Annotated in this window: 16 protein-coding genes and 2 pseudogenes; 6 read left to right on the forward strand and 12 right to left on the reverse strand. The window is 42.4% G+C overall.

What is annotated here, in order from left to right; translation table 11 throughout:
* Window positions 1-233: 233 nt before the first annotated feature.
* The 7 genes from QM450_RS09280 to QM450_RS09310 all read right to left on the reverse strand — a co-directional run bounded on the left by QM450_RS09280 (window position 234) and on the right by QM450_RS09310 (window position 7,915).
* Window positions 234-2,885, reverse strand: a complete 2,652-nt coding sequence (locus QM450_RS09280) for a valine--tRNA ligase (protein WP_414320395.1) — start codon at window positions 2,883-2,885, stop codon at window positions 234-236.
* A 126-nt stretch (window positions 2,886-3,011) separates the two neighbouring features.
* Window positions 3,012-4,013, reverse strand: a complete 1,002-nt coding sequence (locus tag QM450_RS09285; RefSeq protein ID WP_414320396.1) for a virulence RhuM family protein — start codon at window positions 4,011-4,013, stop codon at window positions 3,012-3,014.
* Window positions 4,014-4,044: 31 nt separating this feature from the next.
* Window positions 4,045-5,286, reverse strand: a complete 1,242-nt coding sequence (locus QM450_RS09290) for a hypothetical protein (RefSeq protein ID WP_414320397.1) — start codon at window positions 5,284-5,286, stop codon at window positions 4,045-4,047.
* A gap of 243 nt (window positions 5,287-5,529) precedes the next feature.
* A complete protein-coding gene (locus QM450_RS09295; RefSeq protein ID WP_414320398.1) occupies window positions 5,530-6,108 on the reverse strand; it encodes an AAA family ATPase in 579 nt (192 codons plus the stop codon).
* Entirely contained in the window at window positions 6,108-6,668 is a 561-nt protein-coding gene (locus QM450_RS09300) for a GNAT family N-acetyltransferase (RefSeq protein ID WP_414320399.1), read from the reverse strand. Before QM450_RS09300 ends, QM450_RS09295 begins: the two co-directional genes overlap by 1 nt.
* Window positions 6,655-7,233, reverse strand: coding sequence for a flavin reductase family protein (locus QM450_RS09305; RefSeq protein WP_414320400.1), 579 nt, complete (start codon window positions 7,231-7,233; stop codon window positions 6,655-6,657). Before QM450_RS09305 ends, QM450_RS09300 begins: the two co-directional genes overlap by 14 nt.
* Window positions 7,234-7,519: 286 nt before the next feature.
* Window positions 7,520-7,915 carry a helix-hairpin-helix domain-containing protein gene (locus tag QM450_RS09310; RefSeq protein ID WP_414320401.1) on the reverse strand — a complete coding sequence of 132 codons (396 nt, stop codon included), beginning with the start codon at window positions 7,913-7,915 and terminating at the stop codon, window positions 7,520-7,522.
* A 224-nt stretch (window positions 7,916-8,139) separates the two neighbouring features.
* Between QM450_RS09310 and QM450_RS09315 the strand changes: the two genes are divergently transcribed.
* From QM450_RS09315 to QM450_RS09340, 6 genes and pseudogenes are all read left to right on the forward strand, one after another.
* Window positions 8,140-8,892, forward strand: a complete 753-nt coding sequence (locus QM450_RS09315; RefSeq protein ID WP_414289965.1) for an isoprenyl transferase — start codon at window positions 8,140-8,142, stop codon at window positions 8,890-8,892.
* A gap of 8 nt (window positions 8,893-8,900) precedes the next feature.
* Window positions 8,901-9,704: a phosphatidate cytidylyltransferase gene (locus tag QM450_RS09320; protein WP_414320402.1), complete on the forward strand. Its 804-nt coding sequence runs from the start codon at window positions 8,901-8,903 to the stop codon at window positions 9,702-9,704.
* Between the two features lie 21 nt (window positions 9,705-9,725).
* Window positions 9,726-10,982, forward strand: a complete 1,257-nt coding sequence (gene rseP, locus QM450_RS09325; RefSeq protein ID WP_414320403.1) for an RIP metalloprotease RseP — start codon at window positions 9,726-9,728, stop codon at window positions 10,980-10,982.
* 17 nt (window positions 10,983-10,999) lie between these two features.
* Window positions 11,000-12,853 carry a proline--tRNA ligase gene (locus QM450_RS09330; protein ID WP_414320404.1) on the forward strand — a complete coding sequence of 618 codons (1,854 nt, stop codon included), beginning with the start codon at window positions 11,000-11,002 and terminating at the stop codon, window positions 12,851-12,853.
* A gap of 260 nt (window positions 12,854-13,113) precedes the next feature.
* A pseudogene (locus QM450_RS09335) lies at window positions 13,114-14,493 on the forward strand (glycoside hydrolase family 1 protein).
* A 267-nt stretch (window positions 14,494-14,760) separates the two neighbouring features.
* A pseudogene (locus tag QM450_RS09340) lies at window positions 14,761-15,813 on the forward strand (LLM class flavin-dependent oxidoreductase).
* A gap of 174 nt (window positions 15,814-15,987) precedes the next feature.
* On the opposite strand, the gene QM450_RS09345 reads toward QM450_RS09340, so the two are convergent.
* The 5 genes from QM450_RS09345 to QM450_RS09365 all read right to left on the reverse strand — a co-directional run bounded on the left by QM450_RS09345 (window position 15,988) and on the right by QM450_RS09365 (window position 20,075).
* Window positions 15,988-16,662 (reverse strand): rhomboid family intramembrane serine protease, encoded by a 675-nt coding sequence (locus QM450_RS09345; RefSeq protein ID WP_414320405.1) that lies wholly within the window; start codon window positions 16,660-16,662, stop codon window positions 15,988-15,990.
* Window positions 16,646-17,185, reverse strand: coding sequence for a 5-formyltetrahydrofolate cyclo-ligase (locus tag QM450_RS09350; protein ID WP_414320406.1), 540 nt, complete (start codon window positions 17,183-17,185; stop codon window positions 16,646-16,648). The genes QM450_RS09345 and QM450_RS09350 overlap by 17 nt, the downstream gene beginning before the upstream one ends.
* 3 nt (window positions 17,186-17,188) lie before the next feature.
* On the reverse strand, window positions 17,189-18,319 hold the full coding sequence (locus QM450_RS09355) for an N-acetyldiaminopimelate deacetylase (protein ID WP_414320407.1): 1,131 nt from the start codon (window positions 18,317-18,319) through the stop codon (window positions 17,189-17,191).
* A gap of 61 nt (window positions 18,320-18,380) precedes the next feature.
* Entirely contained in the window at window positions 18,381-19,079 is a 699-nt protein-coding gene (dapD, locus tag QM450_RS09360) for a 2,3,4,5-tetrahydropyridine-2,6-dicarboxylate N-acetyltransferase (RefSeq protein WP_414320408.1), read from the reverse strand.
* 84 nt (window positions 19,080-19,163) lie between these two features.
* Window positions 19,164-20,075: a DMT family transporter gene (locus tag QM450_RS09365; RefSeq protein WP_414320409.1), complete on the reverse strand. Its 912-nt coding sequence runs from the start codon at window positions 20,073-20,075 to the stop codon at window positions 19,164-19,166.
* Window positions 20,076-20,110 lie beyond the last annotated feature (35 nt).

Genomic DNA, 20,110 nt, shown 5'->3' on the forward strand with positions numbered 1-20,110 from the left:
AGAGGCAAGTGACGAGTCAAGAGCAATGAGGCTTGAACAACGTGAAAGCCAGCGTCTTTAGGCGCTGGCTTGTAATCTGGGCTTATAGCCCTGGTTCAAACCACCCGTTTGACGGGTGGTCATGATTTGGCTTATTGCCTTGAACAGCATGTGTTAAAAGTTAGTTGAACCGTCGTATGCCGAATGGCACGTACCGTGGTGTGAGAGGGGGTAGTCTTAGCCACTACTCGATTTTATTTCACCAACTTCTTCATCTCATCAATACGTGCTACGGTCGCATCGTATTTAGCTTGGTAGTCAGCTTGTTTGTCGCGTTCTTTTTGGACGACTTCTGGTTTGGCGTTAGCTACGAAGCGTTCGTTAGAGAGCTTCTTGCCGACCATGTCCAGTTCTTTTTGCCATTTAGCCAGTTCCTTGTCGAGACGAGCTAGTTCTTCTTCGACATTGAGGAGATCAGCCAGTGGCAAGTAGATTTCTGCTCCTGTGATGACGCTTGACATAGCAAGTTCAGGTGCAGGGATGGTTGATGCGATTTCCAAGTGTTCTGGATTTGTGAAGCGTTTGATATAGTTGACATTGCTGTTAAAGAAAGCTTCCAAGTCGCTATCGCTAGTCTTAACTAGGATGGTGATAGGCTTGCTTGGTGCTACGTTTACTTCCGCACGCGCATTACGAACAGCACGGATCAAGTCTTTGAGACTTTCGACACCAGTATGGGCAGCGAGGTCTTCAAAGGCTGGGTTGACAGTTGGGTATTCCGCTGTGACGATAGAACCTTCTGAGATTTGCCCAAAAATTTCCTCTGTCACAAATGGCATGATCGGGTGAAGGAGACGAAGGATCTTATCCAAAGTGTAAAGGAGAACAGAACGTGTGATGACTTTCTCTTCTTCGTTGTCACTATAAAGGACTTCCTTGGTCAACTCAACGTACCAGTCCGCGAACTCATCCCAGATGAAGTTGTAGAGGATGTGCCCAGCCACACCAAACTCAAACTTATCAAAGTTTTCAGTGACCTTGCCGATTGTTTCATTGAGGTTGTGAAGAATCCAGCGGTCTGTGACATTTCCAGCTTCCTTGTTGGCAACTTTTTCGACATTGGCAGTTGCTTGCTCAAGGGTCAAGCCTTCATTGTTCATGAGGATGTAGCGAGAGATGTTCCAGATCTTGTTAATGAAGTTCCATGAAGCATCCATTTTCTCGTAAGAGAAGCGCACGTCTTGACCTGGTGCGGAACCGTTTGAAAGGAACCAACGAAGGCTATCTGTTCCGTACTTATCAATAACATCCATTGGATCAATTCCGTTACCAAGAGATTTCGACATCTTGCGTCCTTGCTCATCACGAATAAGACCATGAATCAAGGCATTTTTGAATGGCGACTTGCTAGTAAATTCCAAACCTTGGAAAATCATTCGAGATACCCAGAACGGGATAATATCATAACCAGTCACCAAAGTTGATGTTGGGAAGTAACGTTTGAAGTCTTCTGAGTCGACATCCGGCCAGCCCATGGTAGAGAATGGCCAAAGAGCCGAACTGAACCACGTATCCAAGACATCTTCGTCCTGAGTCCAACCTTCACCTTCTGGAGCTTCTTCACCGACGTACACTTCACCCTCAGCATTGTACCAAGCAGGGATTTGGTGACCCCACCAGAGCTGACGAGAGATAACCCAGTCGTGGACATTTTCCATCCATTGGAGGAAGGTATCGTTGAAACGTGGCGGGTAGAATTCTACCTTGTCTTCTGTATCTTGGTTGGCAATAGCATTTTTAGCCAATTGGTCCATCTTAACGAACCATTGAGTAGACAAGCGTGGCTCCACCACAACACCTGTACGCTCTGAGTGACCAACACTGTGGATACGTTTTTCGATTTTAACAAGGGCACCGATTTCTTCCAGCTTAGCAACGACTGCCTTACGAGCTTCAAAACGGTCCATACCTGCAAATTCAAGGGCCAAGTCATTCATGGTTCCGTCATCATTCATGACGTTGACTTGTGGCAAGTTATGGCGTTGACCAACCAAGAAGTCATTTGGATCGTGGGCAGGCGTGATTTTCACGACACCAGTACCAAATTCAGGATCTGCGTGTTCGTCTCCAACGATTGGGATCAATTTATTAGCGATTGGAAGGATGACGTTTTTACCGATCAAGTCCTTGTAGCGTGAGTCTTCTGGATTGACCGCAACCGCAACATCTCCAAACATAGTTTCAGGACGAGTTGTGGCAACTTCAAGGGCGCGTGAGCCGTCTTCCAACATGTAGTTCATGTGGTAGAAGGCACCTTCGACATCCTTATGGATAACCTCGATATCAGAAAGAGCTGTGCGAGCTGCTGGGTCCCAGTTGATGATAAACTCACCACGGTAGATCCAACCTTTCTTGTAAAGGTCCACAAAGACCTTGCGAACGGCTTTCGACAAGCCTTCGTCAAGAGTGAAACGCTCGCGAGAGTAGTCTACAGAGAGCCCCATCTTGCCCCATTGTTCTTTGATGGTAGTGGCATACTCGTCTTTCCATTCCCAAACTTTATCGAGGAATTTCTCACGACCGAGGTCATAACGTGTAATGCCCTCTCCACGCAAGCGCTCCTCAACCTTAGCCTGAGTCGCAATCCCCGCGTGGTCCATACCTGGAAGCCAAAGCGTATCAAAGCCCTGCATGCGTTTTTGACGGATGATGATATCTTGCAAAGTCGTATCCCAAGCGTGACCAAGGTGAAGCTTACCAGTTACATTTGGTGGCGGAATGACGATTGAATAAGGCTTAGCCTTTTGGTCTCCTGAAGGCTTGAAAACATCAGCATCAAGCCATTTTTGGTAACGACCAGCCTCAACCTCGGCTGGATTGTATTTAGGTGAAAGTTCTTTAGACATGTGTTTGTCCTTTCTAGTTAATATCTTTAAATAAAATTAGTATGTAGAAGATAGGCCTTGATTCAGCACATCTGACTTTTTCAGTATCTTCTATTAGCAAAAAAGAAACTGTATAAAAATTTTACATTAACTTTCTCTCATTATCTTCAGAATATGTTTATCAAAGTCCGATAGAATTTTTTGAGTTCGGTTAAATTTTTCATACTCCTGGATGGCTTTTGAGTCTGCTTGTTTCTTGGAAATACTTCCTTTTCCTTCCAAAATTTCATACTCATTAAAAGATAGAAAACGATCAATACTATCTGCCAATCCTCGCATTGTAAAAGTATTACGGCGCTCAACCAAACCCTCAATATAATCAAAATAGGCTGTAACAGTTCGCTCTAGTTGTCGAATTTCCTTTTCTTGCAAATAATTTTTGGCTACCGTTACATCTGATTTGAGCACTCGTCCATCAGGTGCATGTTTCCAAGTAGTTAATCCCATTTTTTCTTTACTAGCATCGGCTTGCTGATAGATAATTTCTGCAGCAGTATTTCCAGTAATTGCATAATGAAATTTATTTTGCACCATAGCATAGAAATTTTTAGTAATATCTGAGTTTCGATCATAATCTATGGCACATTCAGCAAAGATATCCGTGATTTGTTGATAGATTCGGCGCTCGCTAGAACGAATAGAGCGAATTCGTTCTAAAAGTTCACGGAAATAATCTTGTCCGAAAACTGTCTGTCCTTGTTTCAAGCGTTCATCATTCAAAACAAAACCTTTGATGATAAATTCTTTCAAGGTCTCGGTTGCCCAAATTCTAAATTGAGTAGCCTTGCTGGAATTTACGCGATAGCCAACTGAAATGATAGCATCCAGATTGTAATATTCAAGTTCACGCCGAACAGTTCTATTTCCCTCTTGTTGAACCTGTGCAAATTTTGCACAAGTTGATACCTTATCCAACTCACCACTATCATAAATGTTTCTCAAGTGCTTTGTAGTGACACTTCGTTCAACTCCAAAGAGCTCTGCAAGACCTTTTTGAGTCAACCAAAGATTTTCATCCTGTAAAAGGATATCTAGCTGAACATGGCCATTGGGTGTGGTATACAGGATGAAATTAGAAATTTCATTCAAGATAATTCCACCTCCTCCCTTAAATAAACAATTACTTCTCGTTCTTAAACTTTATACCGTTTTCCTTCAGCTTTTTAACGGTTACGGGACCAATCCCTTTCAAAGCAAGAACTTCTTTTTCTGTCCATTTTTTGAAATCTGTAGACCTACGAATCCCATTTTCAACAAAGATGTGAACAAGATCCATCCGGATTCCCTTCATTTTTTCCTCGCTCATAAAGGAGTACCAGTCGTTTACCTCGGTTAAAGTTTTTATCATACTGGAATGATTCGAAAATATTGGTTTACGGCGGAATTTTTTGGCTTCGTTTGTTAAAAATTTCGTTAAAATAATATTTTCTAATAAATAATCAAATAGAGGATACAAACTAGCTTGTAGCGATTCAACTGAATTTGGACAATAGCATTCTTGGTCTTCGATATCTATAACTTTGAATTGCCAATCTTCCTCTATAAAGAATTCAACAGCTTCATCATTGATTTTCACTAATTTTGCAAATAGCTGACTGGCTTCCTCAATTTTTCCTTGAGAAAAAGCAGAGATGATGGCATGAATAAGAATGGTATCGTCCCGTTTCCCTTTATTTAATTCTTCACGATAGAAACGTTCAACCTTTAGTTCCTGACCAGTAATATGATACAAGGAAAGCATACAGAAGACAAAATTAGGAGGAAAACGTTCTGGTCGCTTACTCAAATACAGGTTAATCAATTCTACAGCCTTATAATTTAAGTTCTCCATCATATAATACTCAATCAGAAACATCAGAGCAGACAGGATAGGGCGTGCTTCAAAATAATTCCAACTATTGTATCCATTCATTTTCCATTTTTCTAAAACTAGAATTTCAAAATCCAATACTTTTTTAAAAGTTGACAAATCAAAATCTTCAACTTCTGATAAGAATAAATAAAAATCAGCAGCAAAATAATCTGGATTAATTTTTAAAACTTGCTTTAACAGTTTATTTCGCTTCTGTGTATTCGGAGTATGCATAGCTTCTCTAAATAAAGCATGATCCTGATTCCAATCAAATGTCCTATTTTTCAGTTGGTAATTAATTAGCTGAACATCTGGATACTCTCCGTGTTCATCAGCATATTGCATCACTGCTGTATGTAGTTCATCGAAATTTTGAATGGTCCGACGTTCTACAAAAGTTGGATTTTTGGCCATGATTTCTGTCCAAACAGCCTCTTCTTCAGAAATAACTTTGATATCCAACTTTTGCTGGCGTTTTAATTCTTTTTTTCTATTTTTCTTTTTAGCCATCTATTTTCTCCTCTAACTCATTCTTCAATAGATTCGACTCAACCGACTTAGATATCCTTCGGGACTCAGCTACAGGCTTGAACGGGAAATCTCAGCTTCTTTGTGATTCGTTTGCTTTGAAGGTTGTACCCCAAGCGTAACCAAGGTAGAGTTTAGCAGTAACTTTTGGTGGTGGGAATCACGAACGAAAAAGATTGAGACTTTTGAACTTCTTGAGTCTTGAGAACGTCTTCATGAAGTTGTTTAAATATGTGTTTGTTCTTTTTCTATTATTTGCATTTTATTTTGAATCTGCTTAGCAACCTCTTCTGCAGACAAATTCATATTATCAATTTTAAGGTAGTGGTGAAGACCACTCGGTTGCTTTTGAGAATTAAGTTGATTCGTTTTATCAGTCTCTAAAATTTCTCTTTCAGATACCTCAAAATTCCGTTTCAAGGGTTTATACTTCAACCGATTCTCCGTCCGATTTCGACGTAAGCGCTCCTCCAGAGACGTTTCTAATTCAACAAAAAGAATCTCCTGATGATACTCATTTAACAAATCTTGAATGTCCTTCAAATACATCAAATGGTATTGATTTGAAAAATCAGTTACGCCTGTTAAAATCACCGACCGATGATGTCTGGCGCTTATTCCAAGAAAAGAAAAGTTAACGCTACGAACAAATTCCCACATTTCTTCCGTAAAATCCTGATAGATTTCGAGTGCGAAATCAATTGGTTGATGGTTGAAAAAGAGAGTTGCACCGGTGAGTTTTGAAAGTTCCTGACCAATGGTCATTTTCCCTGATGCTGGAGCTCCAATGATGAAAACATGCATCAATCCGCCTCCCACTCACTCCTCAGCAAGCCGTATCTCAAATCATCGCAGCGATTGCCTTGGGCATCTTTGCGGTCTCTTATGCGAGCTTCGAGGGTGAAACCAAGCTTCTCAGCGACTCGTTGACTTTGAAGGTTGTAACCAAAGCAAGACAATTCTATCTTATGAAGCCCCAGTTCTTTAAAAGCTAAATCAATCAAGGCACGGGCTGCTTCTGGCACATAACCTCGGCCCCAATAGTCTGGGTGCAAGGTATAGCCAATCTCCAGCACATCGTCTTCGTAGCGACGGGGAAAATCGACAGAACCAATGATTGTATCGGTCCCTTTAATCACAATTCCATAGCCTGCTGGGAGATTATCCTTTTGATTACGTTCGGGAAGGATATGTTCTAGGTAATAAATCTCATCTTCCAAGGTTTTGACAGGTGGAAACCCTGCTGGGTAAGAGACTTCTGGACGACTGGCATAGCCAAAGATATCCTCAGCATCCGCCACTGTACGTACTCGCAAGACCAGTCGCTCCGTTTCGATTTGTTCTGGCAGTTCAGTTCTTGTCATTCTTCTTCCTCGCTTTCTTGATGAAGCTCCCCATAGGATCGACTCGGTCATCTAGATAACGATAAACGCGCTGATGGCCATCCCCCATAAAGTAAGTAGGCGCAAAGTGGTCATTTTTAAAATGGCCCTTGTCATCTAAGAGCTCTTGGTCAGCCAGTCGCTCGAGAATTTTGGCAAAGATATGACAGATGCCATCTTCCTCGATAATCCGATCAACCTGGCAATCCAAAACGACTGGACAGGCCTCCAAAATCGGAGCCTGAGTTCGTTCAGAAATCTCGTAGTCAAGCCCTAGGTGTTTCAATTTCTCCCGATGGCTGATAAAGCCAGCCTGCTCCATCTGGATCATGAGGTTTTCGTCAGGAATGTTGACAGTGAACTGTTGGTAATGCTTAATCTGGTCAGCTGCATTTTCCTCAGCACCAACACCTATGACCAACCAATCTCCCAGACTATAAGAGGAACTGCAGGTCGTGATATTGTGCCCAAAGTTCTGGTCCTGATAGCCCAAAATGAAGATAGGAAAACCATAGTAGAGCTTACTGGTGTTAAAAGATTGTTTCATGGCAACCTCCTTTGACTAGGGGTCTAAAATAAAAATCGTCCCTGCCATCAATCTGACAGGGACGAATGTGTTAATCCGCGGTACCACCCAATTTCGGGCAGATGCCCGCAACTTACGCCTTTAAAACAAAAAGACAATATTATTTCATTTTCATCCATTAGCAACCAGTTTTGACACATTTGTGGACTTCTCAGCACCGCCACTTTCTGTAAAATGTGGGACTCAAAACACCTCTAATGGCTTTATTTTAACAAGTTTTTGACGGAAAAGCAAGGAACAAGAAAGATTACTTGAACTTAATGCCGTTTTCTTTTAATTTCTTGATAGTTGCTGGACCGATTCCTTTCAAAGCAAGGAGTTCTTTTTCTGTCCAGTTTTTGAAGTCAGCAGCAGACTTGATACCTTCATCGTAGAAAGTCTTAGCGCGGTCCACTGAAAGTCCACCTAGGTTGGCTGCGAAATCTTCTACAGAAGTAGCAACTTTTTGTGCTTGTTCTTTGGTTACTTCTACAGTTTTTTCAACCTTTTTAGAGACAGCTTTACCTGCATCGCTTGCTGCTTTTTCAGCATGTTTTACAACTTTTTTTGTTTCTTCGACAACCTTGTTTACAGTGTTTGAAAATGCACCTGAGCGACGGAGGCTGTTTCTTAATTGTTTTTTACGTTGGAGTGTCTTTGACATGATAAAATCCTTTCAATAAAAAATCCCTGTGGTTGAACAAGGATCGAATCTCTATGGTTTTATTGTATCAACTTTCTTTAGGAATTGCAAGGCTTGATATACTGGAAATATAGGAGATATATGGGATATATGGGAAATTTCGCCGTAGAATGATAGGCGATAATAGAAGAAAAGTGAAAAATATGGTATAATGAGACGATAGATTTTTGAATAGGAATACAATCATGTTTGGATTTTTAAAAAAAGATAAAGCAACAGAAACCCCGACAATGGTGCCAGACCACATCGGTGTGATCATGGATGGGAATGGCCGTTGGGCTAAAAAACGGATGCAGCCACGTGTCTTTGGTCATAAGGCTGGGATGGATGCTTTGAGAAAGGTAGCTATTGCTGCTAGTGATATGGGCGTCAAAGCCTTGACAGTCTATGCCTTTTCAACTGAAAACTGGACCCGTCCAGATCAGGAAGTCAAATTTATCATGAACCTGCCAGTTGAATTCTATGATAAGTTTGTTCCTGAATTGCATCAGAAGAACATGAAAATTCAAATGATTGGGGAGACTGATCGTTTGCCGAAGCAGACTTTTGATGCCTTGAAAAAAGCAGAGGAGCTGACTAAGTTAAATACAGGATTGATTCTCAATTTTGCCCTTAATTATGGTGGACGAGCTGAGATTACACAAGCGGTCAAGTTGATTGCACAGGATGTTTTAGATGCAAAGATCAATCCTGGTGATATCACAGAGGAATTGATTGGGGAATACCTCTTTACAGGTCATTTGCCAAAAGTATTGCGGGATCCTGACTTGATTATTCGGACTAGTGGTGAACTTCGTTTGAGTAATTTCTTGCCATGGCAGGCTGCTTATAGCGAGCTCTATTTCACGGATATCTTGTGGCCTGACTTTGATGAGGAAGCCTTGAAAGAAGCTATCATCGAGTACAATCGTCGCAACCGTCGTTTTGGAGGAGTTTAGGAGATATTATGATACAGGATTTACAAAAGAGAACCCTTTTTGCTATCTTGGCCTTGGTTATCTTTATCCCAATCTTAGCGGTTGGTGGCTTATGGCTCCAGATTGCCATGGGGATTGTGGCTATGTTGGGAGTACATGAGTTGCTGCGCATGAAGGGGTTAAATACCATGACGCCTGAAGGGCTCTTGACTTTACTAGCAACCTTTTTTCTGACTATTCCTTTGGAAAACTACCTGAAGTTTTTGCCCGTGGATGGGAACGTTGTTGCTTATAGTGTCGTGATTCTCATCTTGCTAGGAGCAACGGTTTTTAGTAAGAACTATACCATTGAGGATGCTGTTTTTCCGATTGCCATGAGTTTTTATGTTGGCTTCGGTTTTAATGCTTTGGTCGATGCTCGTATTGCAGGTTTGGATAAGGCGCTTTTGGGACTTTGTATGGTCTGGGCAACCGATAGTGGAGCCTATCTGGTAGGAATGAAGTTTGGCAAGAGAAAGCTAGCTCCGAGAGTTTCCCCTAACAAGACCATAGAGGGTGCTATGGGAGGTATCTTGGCTGCTATGCTCGTAACCTTAATCTTTATGCTAGTTGATAGTACCGTTGCTTTACCTTATGGGATTTACAAAATGATGGTCTTTGCTATTTTCTTTAGTATAGCTGGTCAGTTGGGGGATTTGATAGAAAGTGCTATGAAACGTCACTTTGGTGTCAAAGACTCAGGCAAGTTTATCCCAGGTCATGGTGGGGTACTGGATCGTTTTGATTGCATGCTGGCTGTTTTCCCGATTATGCACCTCTTTGGCTTATTTTAAGGAAAGGTAAATAGAAATTAAATGATAGGATTACTAACATTTATCCTAGTTTTTGGGATTATCGTGGTAGTTCACGAGTTCGGGCATTTTTACTTTGCTAAGAAGTCCGGGATTTTGGTTCGTGAGTTTGCCATTGGTATGGGTCCCAAAATCTTTGCCCATATCGGAAAAGATGGGACTGCTTATACTATTCGTCTCCTGCCACTGGGTGGTTACGTTCGTATGGCAGGTTGGGGTGAAGATACGACAGAGATTAAGACTGGAACCCCTGCAAGTCTAACATTGGCAGCGGATGGTAAGGTCAAGCGTATCAATCTCTCTGGTAAAAAGGTTGACCAGACAGCTCTGCCTATGCAGGTCACTCAGTTTGATTTTGAGGACAAACTCTTTATTAGAGGCTTGGTCTTGGAAGAAGAGAAAACCTTCTCAGTTGATCATGATGCGACCATTGTGGAAGCTGATGGAACGGAAGTTCGTATCGCTCCCTTAGACGTCCAATATCAAAATGCGACTGTCTGGGGGAAATTGATTACCAACTTTGCTGGTCCTATGAATAACTTTATCCTAGGAGTTATCGTCTTCTGGATCTTGATTTTCATGCAAGGTGGCGTTCGTGATACGCAAACGAACAATTTCAGCATTATTCCAGATAGCGCTTTGGCTAAGGTTGGAGTTGAAAATACGGCCCAAATTACTAAGGTCGGAAGTTATGAGATTTCAAACTGGTCAGATCTGATCCAGGCGGTTGATGCAGAAACCAAGGACAAAACAGCGCCCGTTTTGGATGTGACGGTTTCTGAAAATGGCACTGAAAAACAAGTCAGTGTGACCCCTGAGGAAAGCCAAGGGCGTTATATCTTGGGTGTCCAGCCGAGACTCAAATCAGATATCTGGTCTATGTTTATGGGTGGATTTACAACTGCAGCTGATTCAGCCTTGCGAATTCTCAATGCTTTGAAAAGCTTGATCTTCCAACCAGATTTGAATAAACTAGGCGGTCCCGTTGCTATCTTTAAGGCAAGTAGCGATGCTGCCAAGAACGGACTGGAAAATGTCTTGTACTTCTTGGCTATGATTTCCATCAATATCGGAATTTTCAATCTGATTCCAATCCCTGCGCTCGACGGTGGAAAAATCGTGCTCAACATCCTAGAAGCTATTCGCCGCAAACCACTAAAACAAGAAATTGAAACCTATGTCACTCTGGTCGGAGTTGTCATTATGGTCGTTTTGATGCTCGCCGTAACATGGAACGACATCATGCGTACCTTCTTTTAAGAAATAGAGGAGTCATTATGAAACAAAGTAAAATGCTTATCCCAACGCTTCGCGAAATGCCAAGCGATGCTCAAGTTATCAGCCACGCCCTTATGTTGCGTGCTGGTTATGTTCGTCAAGTATCTGCAGGTGTTTATTCTTACCTACCACTTGCTAACCGTGTTATTGAAAAAGCTAAGAAGATCATGCGTCAAGAATTTGACAAGATTGGTGCCGTTGAGATGTTGGCTCCAGCCCTTCTCAGTGCAGATCTTTGGCGTGAATCTGGCCGTTATGAAACCTACGGTGAAGACTTGTACAAATTGAAAAATCGTGAGAAGTCAGACTTTATTTTGGGTCCAACTCACGAAGAAACTTTTACAGCTATTGTCCGTGATTCTGTCAAGTCTTACAAGCAATTGCCACTGAACTTATACCAAATCCAACCTAAATACCGTGATGAAAAACGTCCACGTAATGGACTTCTTCGTACGCGTGAGTTCATCATGAAAGATGGTTATAGCTTCCATGCTAACTACGACAGCTTGGATGTAACTTATGATGAATACAAGGCAGCTTACGAGCGTATCTTTACTCGTAGTGGCTTGGACTTTAAAGCCATTATCGGTGACGGTGGAGCTATGGGTGGTAAGGATAGCCAAGAATTTATGGCCATCACACCTGCTCGTACAGACATTGATCGTTGGGTGGTTTTAGACAAGTCTGTTGCATCATTTGATGAAATCCCTGATCAAGTGCAAGAAGAAATCAAGGCAGAATTGCTCAAATGGATGGTTTCTGGTGAAGATACCATTGCCTACTCAAGTGAGTCAAGCTATGCGGCTAACTTGGAAATGGCAACCAACGAGTACAAACCAAGCAATCGTGTTGTGACTGAAGATGAAGTGGCTCGCGTGGAAACACCAGGTGTCAAATCGATTGATGAAGTCGCAGCCTTCTTGAATGTCTCTGAAGAGCAAACAATCAAGACCTTGGTTTATATCGCAGATGAGGAGCCAGTTGTGGCACTACTTGTTGGCAATGACCAGCTCAACGAAGTCAAATTGAAAAACTACCTTGGAGCAGATTTCTTGGAACCTGCAACTGAGGCAGAAGTGAAGGAATTGTTGGGAGCGGACTTTGGTTCCCTTGGCCCAGTAGATCTTCCAGAAAATGTCAAGATTATCGCAGACCGCAAGGTACAAGATAGCCGCAATGCTGTTGTAGGTGCTAACCAAGATGGTTACCACTTGACTGGTGTGAATCCAGGTCGTGACTTCACTGCCGAGTATGTGGATATCCGTGAAGTTCGTGAGGGAGAAATTTCTCCAGACGGACAAGGTGTTCTCAACTTTGCGCGTGGTATCGAAATTGGTCACATCTTCAAACTTGGAACTCGTTACTCAGCAAGTATGGGGGCAGATGTCCTGGATGAAAATGGCCGTGCTGTGCCAATCATCATGGGCTGCTACGGTATCGGTGTCAGCCGTCTCCTCTCAGCAGTTATGGAGCAACACGCTCGCCTCTTTGTTAACAAAACGCCTAAAGGGGAATATCGTTACGCTTGGGGAATCAATTTCCCTAAAGAATTGGCTCCATTTGATGTGCACTTGATTCCGGTCAATGTTAAGGACGAAGCAAGTCTTGAATTGACTAATCGAATCGAAGAAGCCTTAGTCAATAAAGGCTATGAAATCTTGACAGATGACCGTAACGAACGTGTCGGTGTTAAATTCAGTGATAGCGACTTGATTGGTCTTCCAATCCGTATCACTGTTGGTAAGAAAGCAGCCGACGGCATCGTAGAAGTGAAGATCAAGGCGACAGGAGATACAATCGAAGTTCACGCAGATAACTTGCTTGAAACCCTTGAAATCTTAACCAACAAATAAAATCTATAATCAGAAGAAAAACAAGACAAAAATGTAACTAGTTTTTGCCTTGTTTTTTCTGTATAATGAGAGAAAGTAAGACTCAATGAAAATCAAAGAGCAAACTAGGAAACTAGCCGCAGGTTGCTCAAAACACCGTTTTGAGGTTGTGGATAGAACTGACGAAGTCAGTAACACATATACGGCAAGGCGACGTTGACGCGGTTTGAATTTGATTTTCGAAGAGTATAAACATTAAAAGCGTAAAAAGAGGTAGTACTATGCTAAAATTTCCAAAGGATTTTGTCTGGGGTTCCTCAACTTCTGGACCACAGACAGAAGGACGAGTGCCTGGTGATGGCAAGGGAGATAATCTCTGGGATTATTGGTATCAAGTAGAACCAAACCGTTACTACAATGGTATTGGACCAGACAAAACGTCGACCTTCTATGAAAACTGGGAAAAGGATATCGAACTCTTGTTAGAAACTGGCCACACAGCCTTTCGAACTTCTATCCAGTGGTCTCGTATTTTCCCACAGGGCCGTGGAGAAGTCAACCCTCAAGGGGTGGCTTTCTACCGTCAGGTATTTGAAGCCATCAAGGCCAAGGGTATTCGCCTCTTAGTCAATCTCTATCACTTTGACCTGCCTTTCGCCCTTCAAGAAGATGGCGATGGCTGAGAAAATAAAGCAACTATTAAGGCTTATGAAGATTATGCTCGTTTCTGTTTTGAGACCTACGGTGACCTTGTGGACCAATGGATTACCTTCAATGAGCCTATCGTTCCTGTAGAGTTTGGCTATTTCTATGATGCCCATTATCCACATAAAGTGGATGCCAAAGCAGCGGTTAAGGTTGCCTATCATACCCAACTAGCAAGCACACTTGCAGTTAAGGCTTGTCATGAAGTCTTACCAGGCTCTAAGATTGGGATTGTCCTCAACTTGACACCAGCCTATCCACGTAGCCAGCATCCTGCAGATGTGAAAGCTGCTCGTATTACCGATCTCTTCCAGGCACAATCTTTCCTAGATCCGTCTGTTTTAGGAGCCTATCCAGAAGAGTTAGTGGAAATTTTAGCAGACCATGATCTGTTACCAGAGTACACAGCCGAAGAGTTGGAACTCATTCGCGAGCATACGGTTGACTTCCTAGGAGTGAATTACTACCAACCTTTGCGTGTTATGGCGCCGCGTTTTGCTAAGCATCCTGACAGTCCACTCTTGCCAGAGCATTTCTATGAACCTTACGTCATGCCAGGTCGTAAGATCAATCCACACCGCGGTTGGGAAATCTACGAGCAAGGGATTTATGACATTGCCCAAAACATCAAGGAAAACTACGGTAATATTGAGTGGATGCTGACTGAGAATGGTATGGGTGTTGAAGGTGAAGACAAATTCCGTGAAAATGGCATGATTCAGGATGACTACCGTATTGACTTTGTCAAAGGTCATCTTCGTGAGCTTCATCGTGCTATCGAAGATGGTGCTAACTGTAAAGGCTATTTGATCTGGACCTTTATCGATTGCTGGTCATGGCTCAATAGCTATAAAAACCGTTATGGTTTAGTCGAGCTTGACCTTGAAACGCAAGAACGCCGCCTGAAAAAATCAGGCCACTGGTTCAAAGAACTCAGTGACAATAATGGATTTTAAGAATAAGAAGAGTGAGATGATTTTCATCTCATTTTTCTTATAGAATCATCACCAAGTTCTCACCATCGCAGAAGAGAATGTTACAAGACATATAGATGGTATCGTCCTTACAACGATTTACTCTCACCTCTCACCAATTTAAATAGCCACACAAGGAACTAAAAATGTCTACTTAAACAAGGCCTTTTCTAATGAGCAAATTTGTTGCAACTATAATTGGCTAATGATAAAATACCCAATAACTAATAATAAAGCGAGGAAATCCGTATGGTAGAATTAGGAATTTCAACATTTGGTGAAACAACAGCGCTAGAGGGGACTGGACAAGTTTACAGTCATGACGAACGAATCCGTCAGTTGGTAGCAGAGATTGAACTGGCTGATAAGGTTGGATTGGATGTTTATGGCATTGGGGAGCATCATCGGGAGGCCTTTGCGGTATCAGCGCCATAGATTGTCCTTGCAGCTGGTGCGGTGAATACCAAGAAGATTCGTTTGACCAGTGCTGTTAGTATTCTCTCGAGTATGGATCCGATCCGTTTATTCCAACAATATGCCACCATCGACGCCCTTTCAAACGGTCGTGCAGAGATTATGGCTGGGCGTGGTTCATTCACCGAGTCTTTTCCTCTGTTTGGCTATGACTTGAAAGACTATGAAGCTCTCTTTGATGAGAAATTGGACCTGCTTCAGCTGGCAAATGAAAACACCAAGGTGAACTGGCGTGGAGAATTGACCCAAAGTATTGCTGGAAAAGAAGTTTATCCTCGTCCTGTTCAGGACAAATTGCCATTGTGGGTGGCGACAGGTGGTCATGTAGAGTCAACAGTGAAGATTGCTCAGGCTGGTTTACCGATTGTCTATGCGATTATCGGTGGCAATCCTCGCTATTTTAAAAAGTTGATTCAGGCTTATCGTGAGATTGGAAGTGAATCCGGTCATGCTGACAAAGACCTGAAAGTGGGCGCTCATTCTTGGGGCTGGATTGCTGAAGATGGCGAGCAGGCAGTGAAAGATTATTTCCATCCGACCAAGCAAGTGGTGGATGCTATTTCCAAAGACCGTCCACACTGGCAGGAGATGACCTATGAGCAATATTTGGAGCAAGTTGGTCCAAATGGCGCTATGTTTGTGGGAAATCCAGACCAGGTAGCAGAAAAGTTGATCCGCATGATTGAGGATTTAGACTTGGATCGCTTTATGTTACACCTACCACTTGGTTCAATGCCACATGATCAAGTTCTCAAAGCCATTGAACTCTTTGGAACGCAAGTGGCACCAAAAGTGCGTGCTTACTTTGCCATGAAAGAAGGGTTATAAAAAAATCCAATCAAATTGATAAAAAATCTATATACCCGTCTAATTTTTAAAAAACTAGAAATAAAAGAAACTCTGGAAAGCTAATAAAAACAAGCTTTTCGGAGTTTTTTTATATATGAGATAAGTGAATTAATCTTTGTTTGAAAATAAAGATACTCCCTAAATGAGGCTATCTTAGAACAAGCCCACAAAAAGCATCAAGGCTGATAAAGCAATGAAAGCTAGGGTTGCTAGACCACGTTGACCTGGGCTGTATATCTTTCGTTCACCTCGAACGGGGAAGACGATAGCTAGTAATGCGCCACCGACAGCTCCACCTACGTGTCCAGCAAGGCTGATACCAGGCATTAAAATACTTCCTACTAGGTTGATGACCAAGAGGGAGAGGTAGGATTGACCAAGCTGTTGGAGATAGGGATTGCGTGAAGCATATCGGAGAACAACAATTGAGGCAAACATACCGTAGAGGGCAGTTGAAGCACCCGCGGTAATAGCATTAGGGCTAAAAACGAGGACAAAGAGATTTCCCATCATACCTGATAAAAGGTAGATAAAGAAAAACTGTTTGGAGCCAAAGATTTGCTCCATCTGACGTCCCAAGAAGTAAAGCGATAGCATATTGACTAAAAAGTGCTCCAAGCCAATGTGAACAAAGGTTGCCGAGAATAGGCGCCAGATTTGTTCAGGCATGGCCTTAATTGCTGGGGGATAAACAGCTCCGAATTTATACAAGGTGGCTGCGCTTGTGTAATTGAAACCACTGGTTAGAAACATGAGTACAAAAACCAGGGTTGTCACGAGTAGAAAGAAGCTAGTGGCAGGATACCGACTATCAAAAATTTCTTTCATAGATGAGTACCTCCTCAACAGGAATATCGTGTGGATCAGGATGGAAGTCCTGAATCTGACAAGGATAAAGTGTACTAATGGTGTGACCAGAAAAATGCTCCAAGTAACGGTCGTAGTATCCACCGCCGTAACCAACTCGATAGCCAGAAGTGTTGAAAGCTAAACCGGGAACATGGATCAAGTCAATCTGAGACGGCTCAAAGACAATAGCTTCCCCCTGAGGTTCAAGAAGTCCAAAAGAATTTCTTTCGAGTTTCTCTGGTTCATAGAGCACCAGGTCCATTTTCCCTTGTGGATAAGTTTTGGGAATGAGAATCGTCTTCCCATCTTTTTGAGCTTGTTCAATGAGCTCAGCTGTCTGAAATTCATGGGGAAAAGACAGGTAAGTGGCGATGGTTTTTGCTTCCTTATAAAAAGGATGTTGAAGGAGCCGCTCTGTGAGCCAATCGTTCATGCTCTGTTTTTCTTCCTTGGATAGAGACTTAAGTCCTTGCAAGACCTGCTTGCGTAAGCTTTTCTTCATAGTTTACTCCGCAGCTTTCTTGGCTAAAAAGCTTGATACAGCCTCGACACCGATTGCCAGAGCTTCTTCCTTAGGACTCATCTTTGGATGGTGAAGAGCATAGGGACTATCAATTCCAAGCCAGAACATGACACCAGGAATCTTTGATAGAAGATACCCAAAGTCTTCCCCTGTCATGGCAGGTTCGATGTCGATTAGTTCAATTCCCTCTTTTTCATCAAAGAAGGTCATCAATTCACAGGCTAGTTCAGGGTTGTTTTCGACTGGTAAATAACCTCCCTGCTTGAGTTCAACTTCCACATCCATATCAAAAGCAGCTGCGACACCTTCAGCGATAGCTTTGACACGTTTTTGAACCAAGAGGCTCATGCTGTGTGTGAGAGCTCGAATGGTTCCATGCAAGAAAGCTGTATCAGCTATGACATTATTGGTTGTACCAGCTTGAAAAACACCGAAAGTGACAACAGCTCCCTCGATAGGATCGACATTACGGCTGACAACCGACTGAACTTGAGTCACAAAATAGCTAGCTGCAACCAGAGCATCGTTTGCTTCATGTGGAAAGGCAGCGTGTCCGCCTTTACCCTTAAAGCGAATCTTAACTTCACATGTTCCAGCAAAGAGTGTATGAGTATTGGTCGCAATTTGTCCAACTTTTAAGTCGGGGCGAACATGAAGTCCATAGAATTGGTCAGGCAACCAGTCGCCAAAAGCATCATCTTCATACATGAGCATACCACCTGCTTCGTTTTCTTCTGCAGGTTGGAAGAGAAAGAGGAGGTTGTTTTTGGGTTGGTTTTCTAAAGCACGTTCGAGACTTCCAAGTGCAATGGTCATATGAAAATCATGTCCACAAGCATGCATGCTGTCTGGATGTTGAGAGGCAAAAGGAAGACCTGTTTGTTCAACGATTGGGAGGCCATCAATGTCTGTCCGCCAACCAATGGTACGTTCTGGCTGACTTCCCTGCAAGTAAACTAAAATACCTGTTCGCCAAGTACGAATCTGAACGAAATCCTTACCAGCTGTTAATGTTTCAATGACATTGAGTAAATAAGCGTGAGTCTTGAATTCTTCTAAACCAATCTCAGGAATTTGGTGAAGATCGCGTCGAGTTTGAATCAAATCTAACATATCTATTTTCCTTTTACTGATACGATAAAGAGGCTGGAAACATTTCCGCCTCTGTTACTAATTACAAGGTGCGAAGCGCATCTTCTAGCGCTGTTTTTTGTTGGGTTTGGCTATCGATTTCTTTGATAACACGAGCTGGAACACCAGCCACCACAACATTTTCTGGAACATCTTGAGTGACGATGGCCCCTGCTGCAACAACAGAACCGCTACCGATTTGAACACCTTCGATAACTACAGAGTTAGCACCGATGAGAACATTGTCACCGACACGGACAGGCTCAGCACTAGCTGGTTCGATAACGCCTGCAAGAACAGCACCTGCACCAACGTGGCTATTTTTACCGACAATAGCGCGTCCGCCCAGAATAGCTCCCATATCAATCATAGTACCAGCACCGATTTCAGCACCGATATTGATAACAGCTCCCATCATGATAACAGCATTGTCACCAATCTCAACTTGGTCACGGATGATAGCGCCTGGCTCGATACGAGCATTGATATCACGTTTATCAAGGAGAGGTACAGCCGAGTTGCGAGCGTCTTGTTCAACAACATAGTCCTTGTTTTCTGTTAGTCCATCAAGAAGTGGAGCGATATCTTTCCAGTCTCCAAAGAGAACATTCCCAAGCTTGATAACAGAAGCAGGGATAGCTCCGGCAAGTTGTCCCTCAAAGGTCACTTTTACACTTGTCTTTTTCTCAGCATTTGCGATAAATTGGATAATTTCTTGAGCATTCATTTTTGTAGCAGTCATAGGTGTCTCCTCACTCTTTGTAATGCTTACTATTCTACCAAAAAAGGCTTTAATTTTGAAGCCTTAAGTGTTAAAAGAAGGTGTTTAATTCTTGGATTTAGATTCTTCAATGGACAAGAAAACCATAGGAACGATAATCAAAATCATGGCTAGTACCAAGAAACCATCCAGAACCATGCCAAGGAAAAGGACACTGAGGATAGCAGAGGATAGAGGTTCGCTTGCGCTAACGACAGACACCACCAATGGGGAAACGAGAGAGACAGCCTTCATCGATAGGAAAAAGGCAAAGGCAGTTCCCAAAAAGGCAATGGTCAAACATATACAGATACTGATGGCATCAACCTGGAAGCTAATCTTACAAACGGGGTAGAGAAAATTACTAAAAAGGCCCGCGATAATCATTCCCCAACCAACAGTTGGCACAAATCCGTATTTTTTTGCAAAGCGTTGGGGTAAGATAACATTGAACATGACACCTAAGGCACTGAGAAGTCCTGTCAGTAAAGCAAGAGGAGTGATGGATAGCTTAGACAAATCGCCTTTGGTAGCCATCAAAAAGACCCCAAGCATAGCAGTCAGAACATAGAAGATCGCTTTTTTAGAAGCTTTTTTCTTGTAGATGATGCGATTATATAGAAGTATAAAGACAGGACTGATAAATTGGAGGATGGTGGCAGTGGTAGCGTTGGAATACTCTACACAGAGATAGAAGAAAAACTGAACAGAAAAAATCCCTAAGATGGCATAGGCCAGAAAAGGCAGGTAATTGTTTCGATTTTTCCAGATTTCGAAGAGTTGGGACCGGAGTTTTATACTAGATAAGACGATTACGAAACCACCTGCGACGAGTAGACGCATAGAAGTAATCCACCCTGAAGAGACCTGATAATGTGAAAAAAAGTACTCTCCTAAGATTCCACAGATCCCCCAGATCAAGCCAGATAGGAGAGAATAAATGGTTCCCTTAAAAATATTCTTTTGATATTTATTCATGTTGCTATTGTACCATGAAATGAAAAAAGAAAAAA

It is taken from the genome of Streptococcus infantis (assembly GCF_047464615.1).
Taxonomy (GTDB): Bacteria; Bacillota; Bacilli; order Lactobacillales; family Streptococcaceae; genus Streptococcus; species Streptococcus infantis_Y.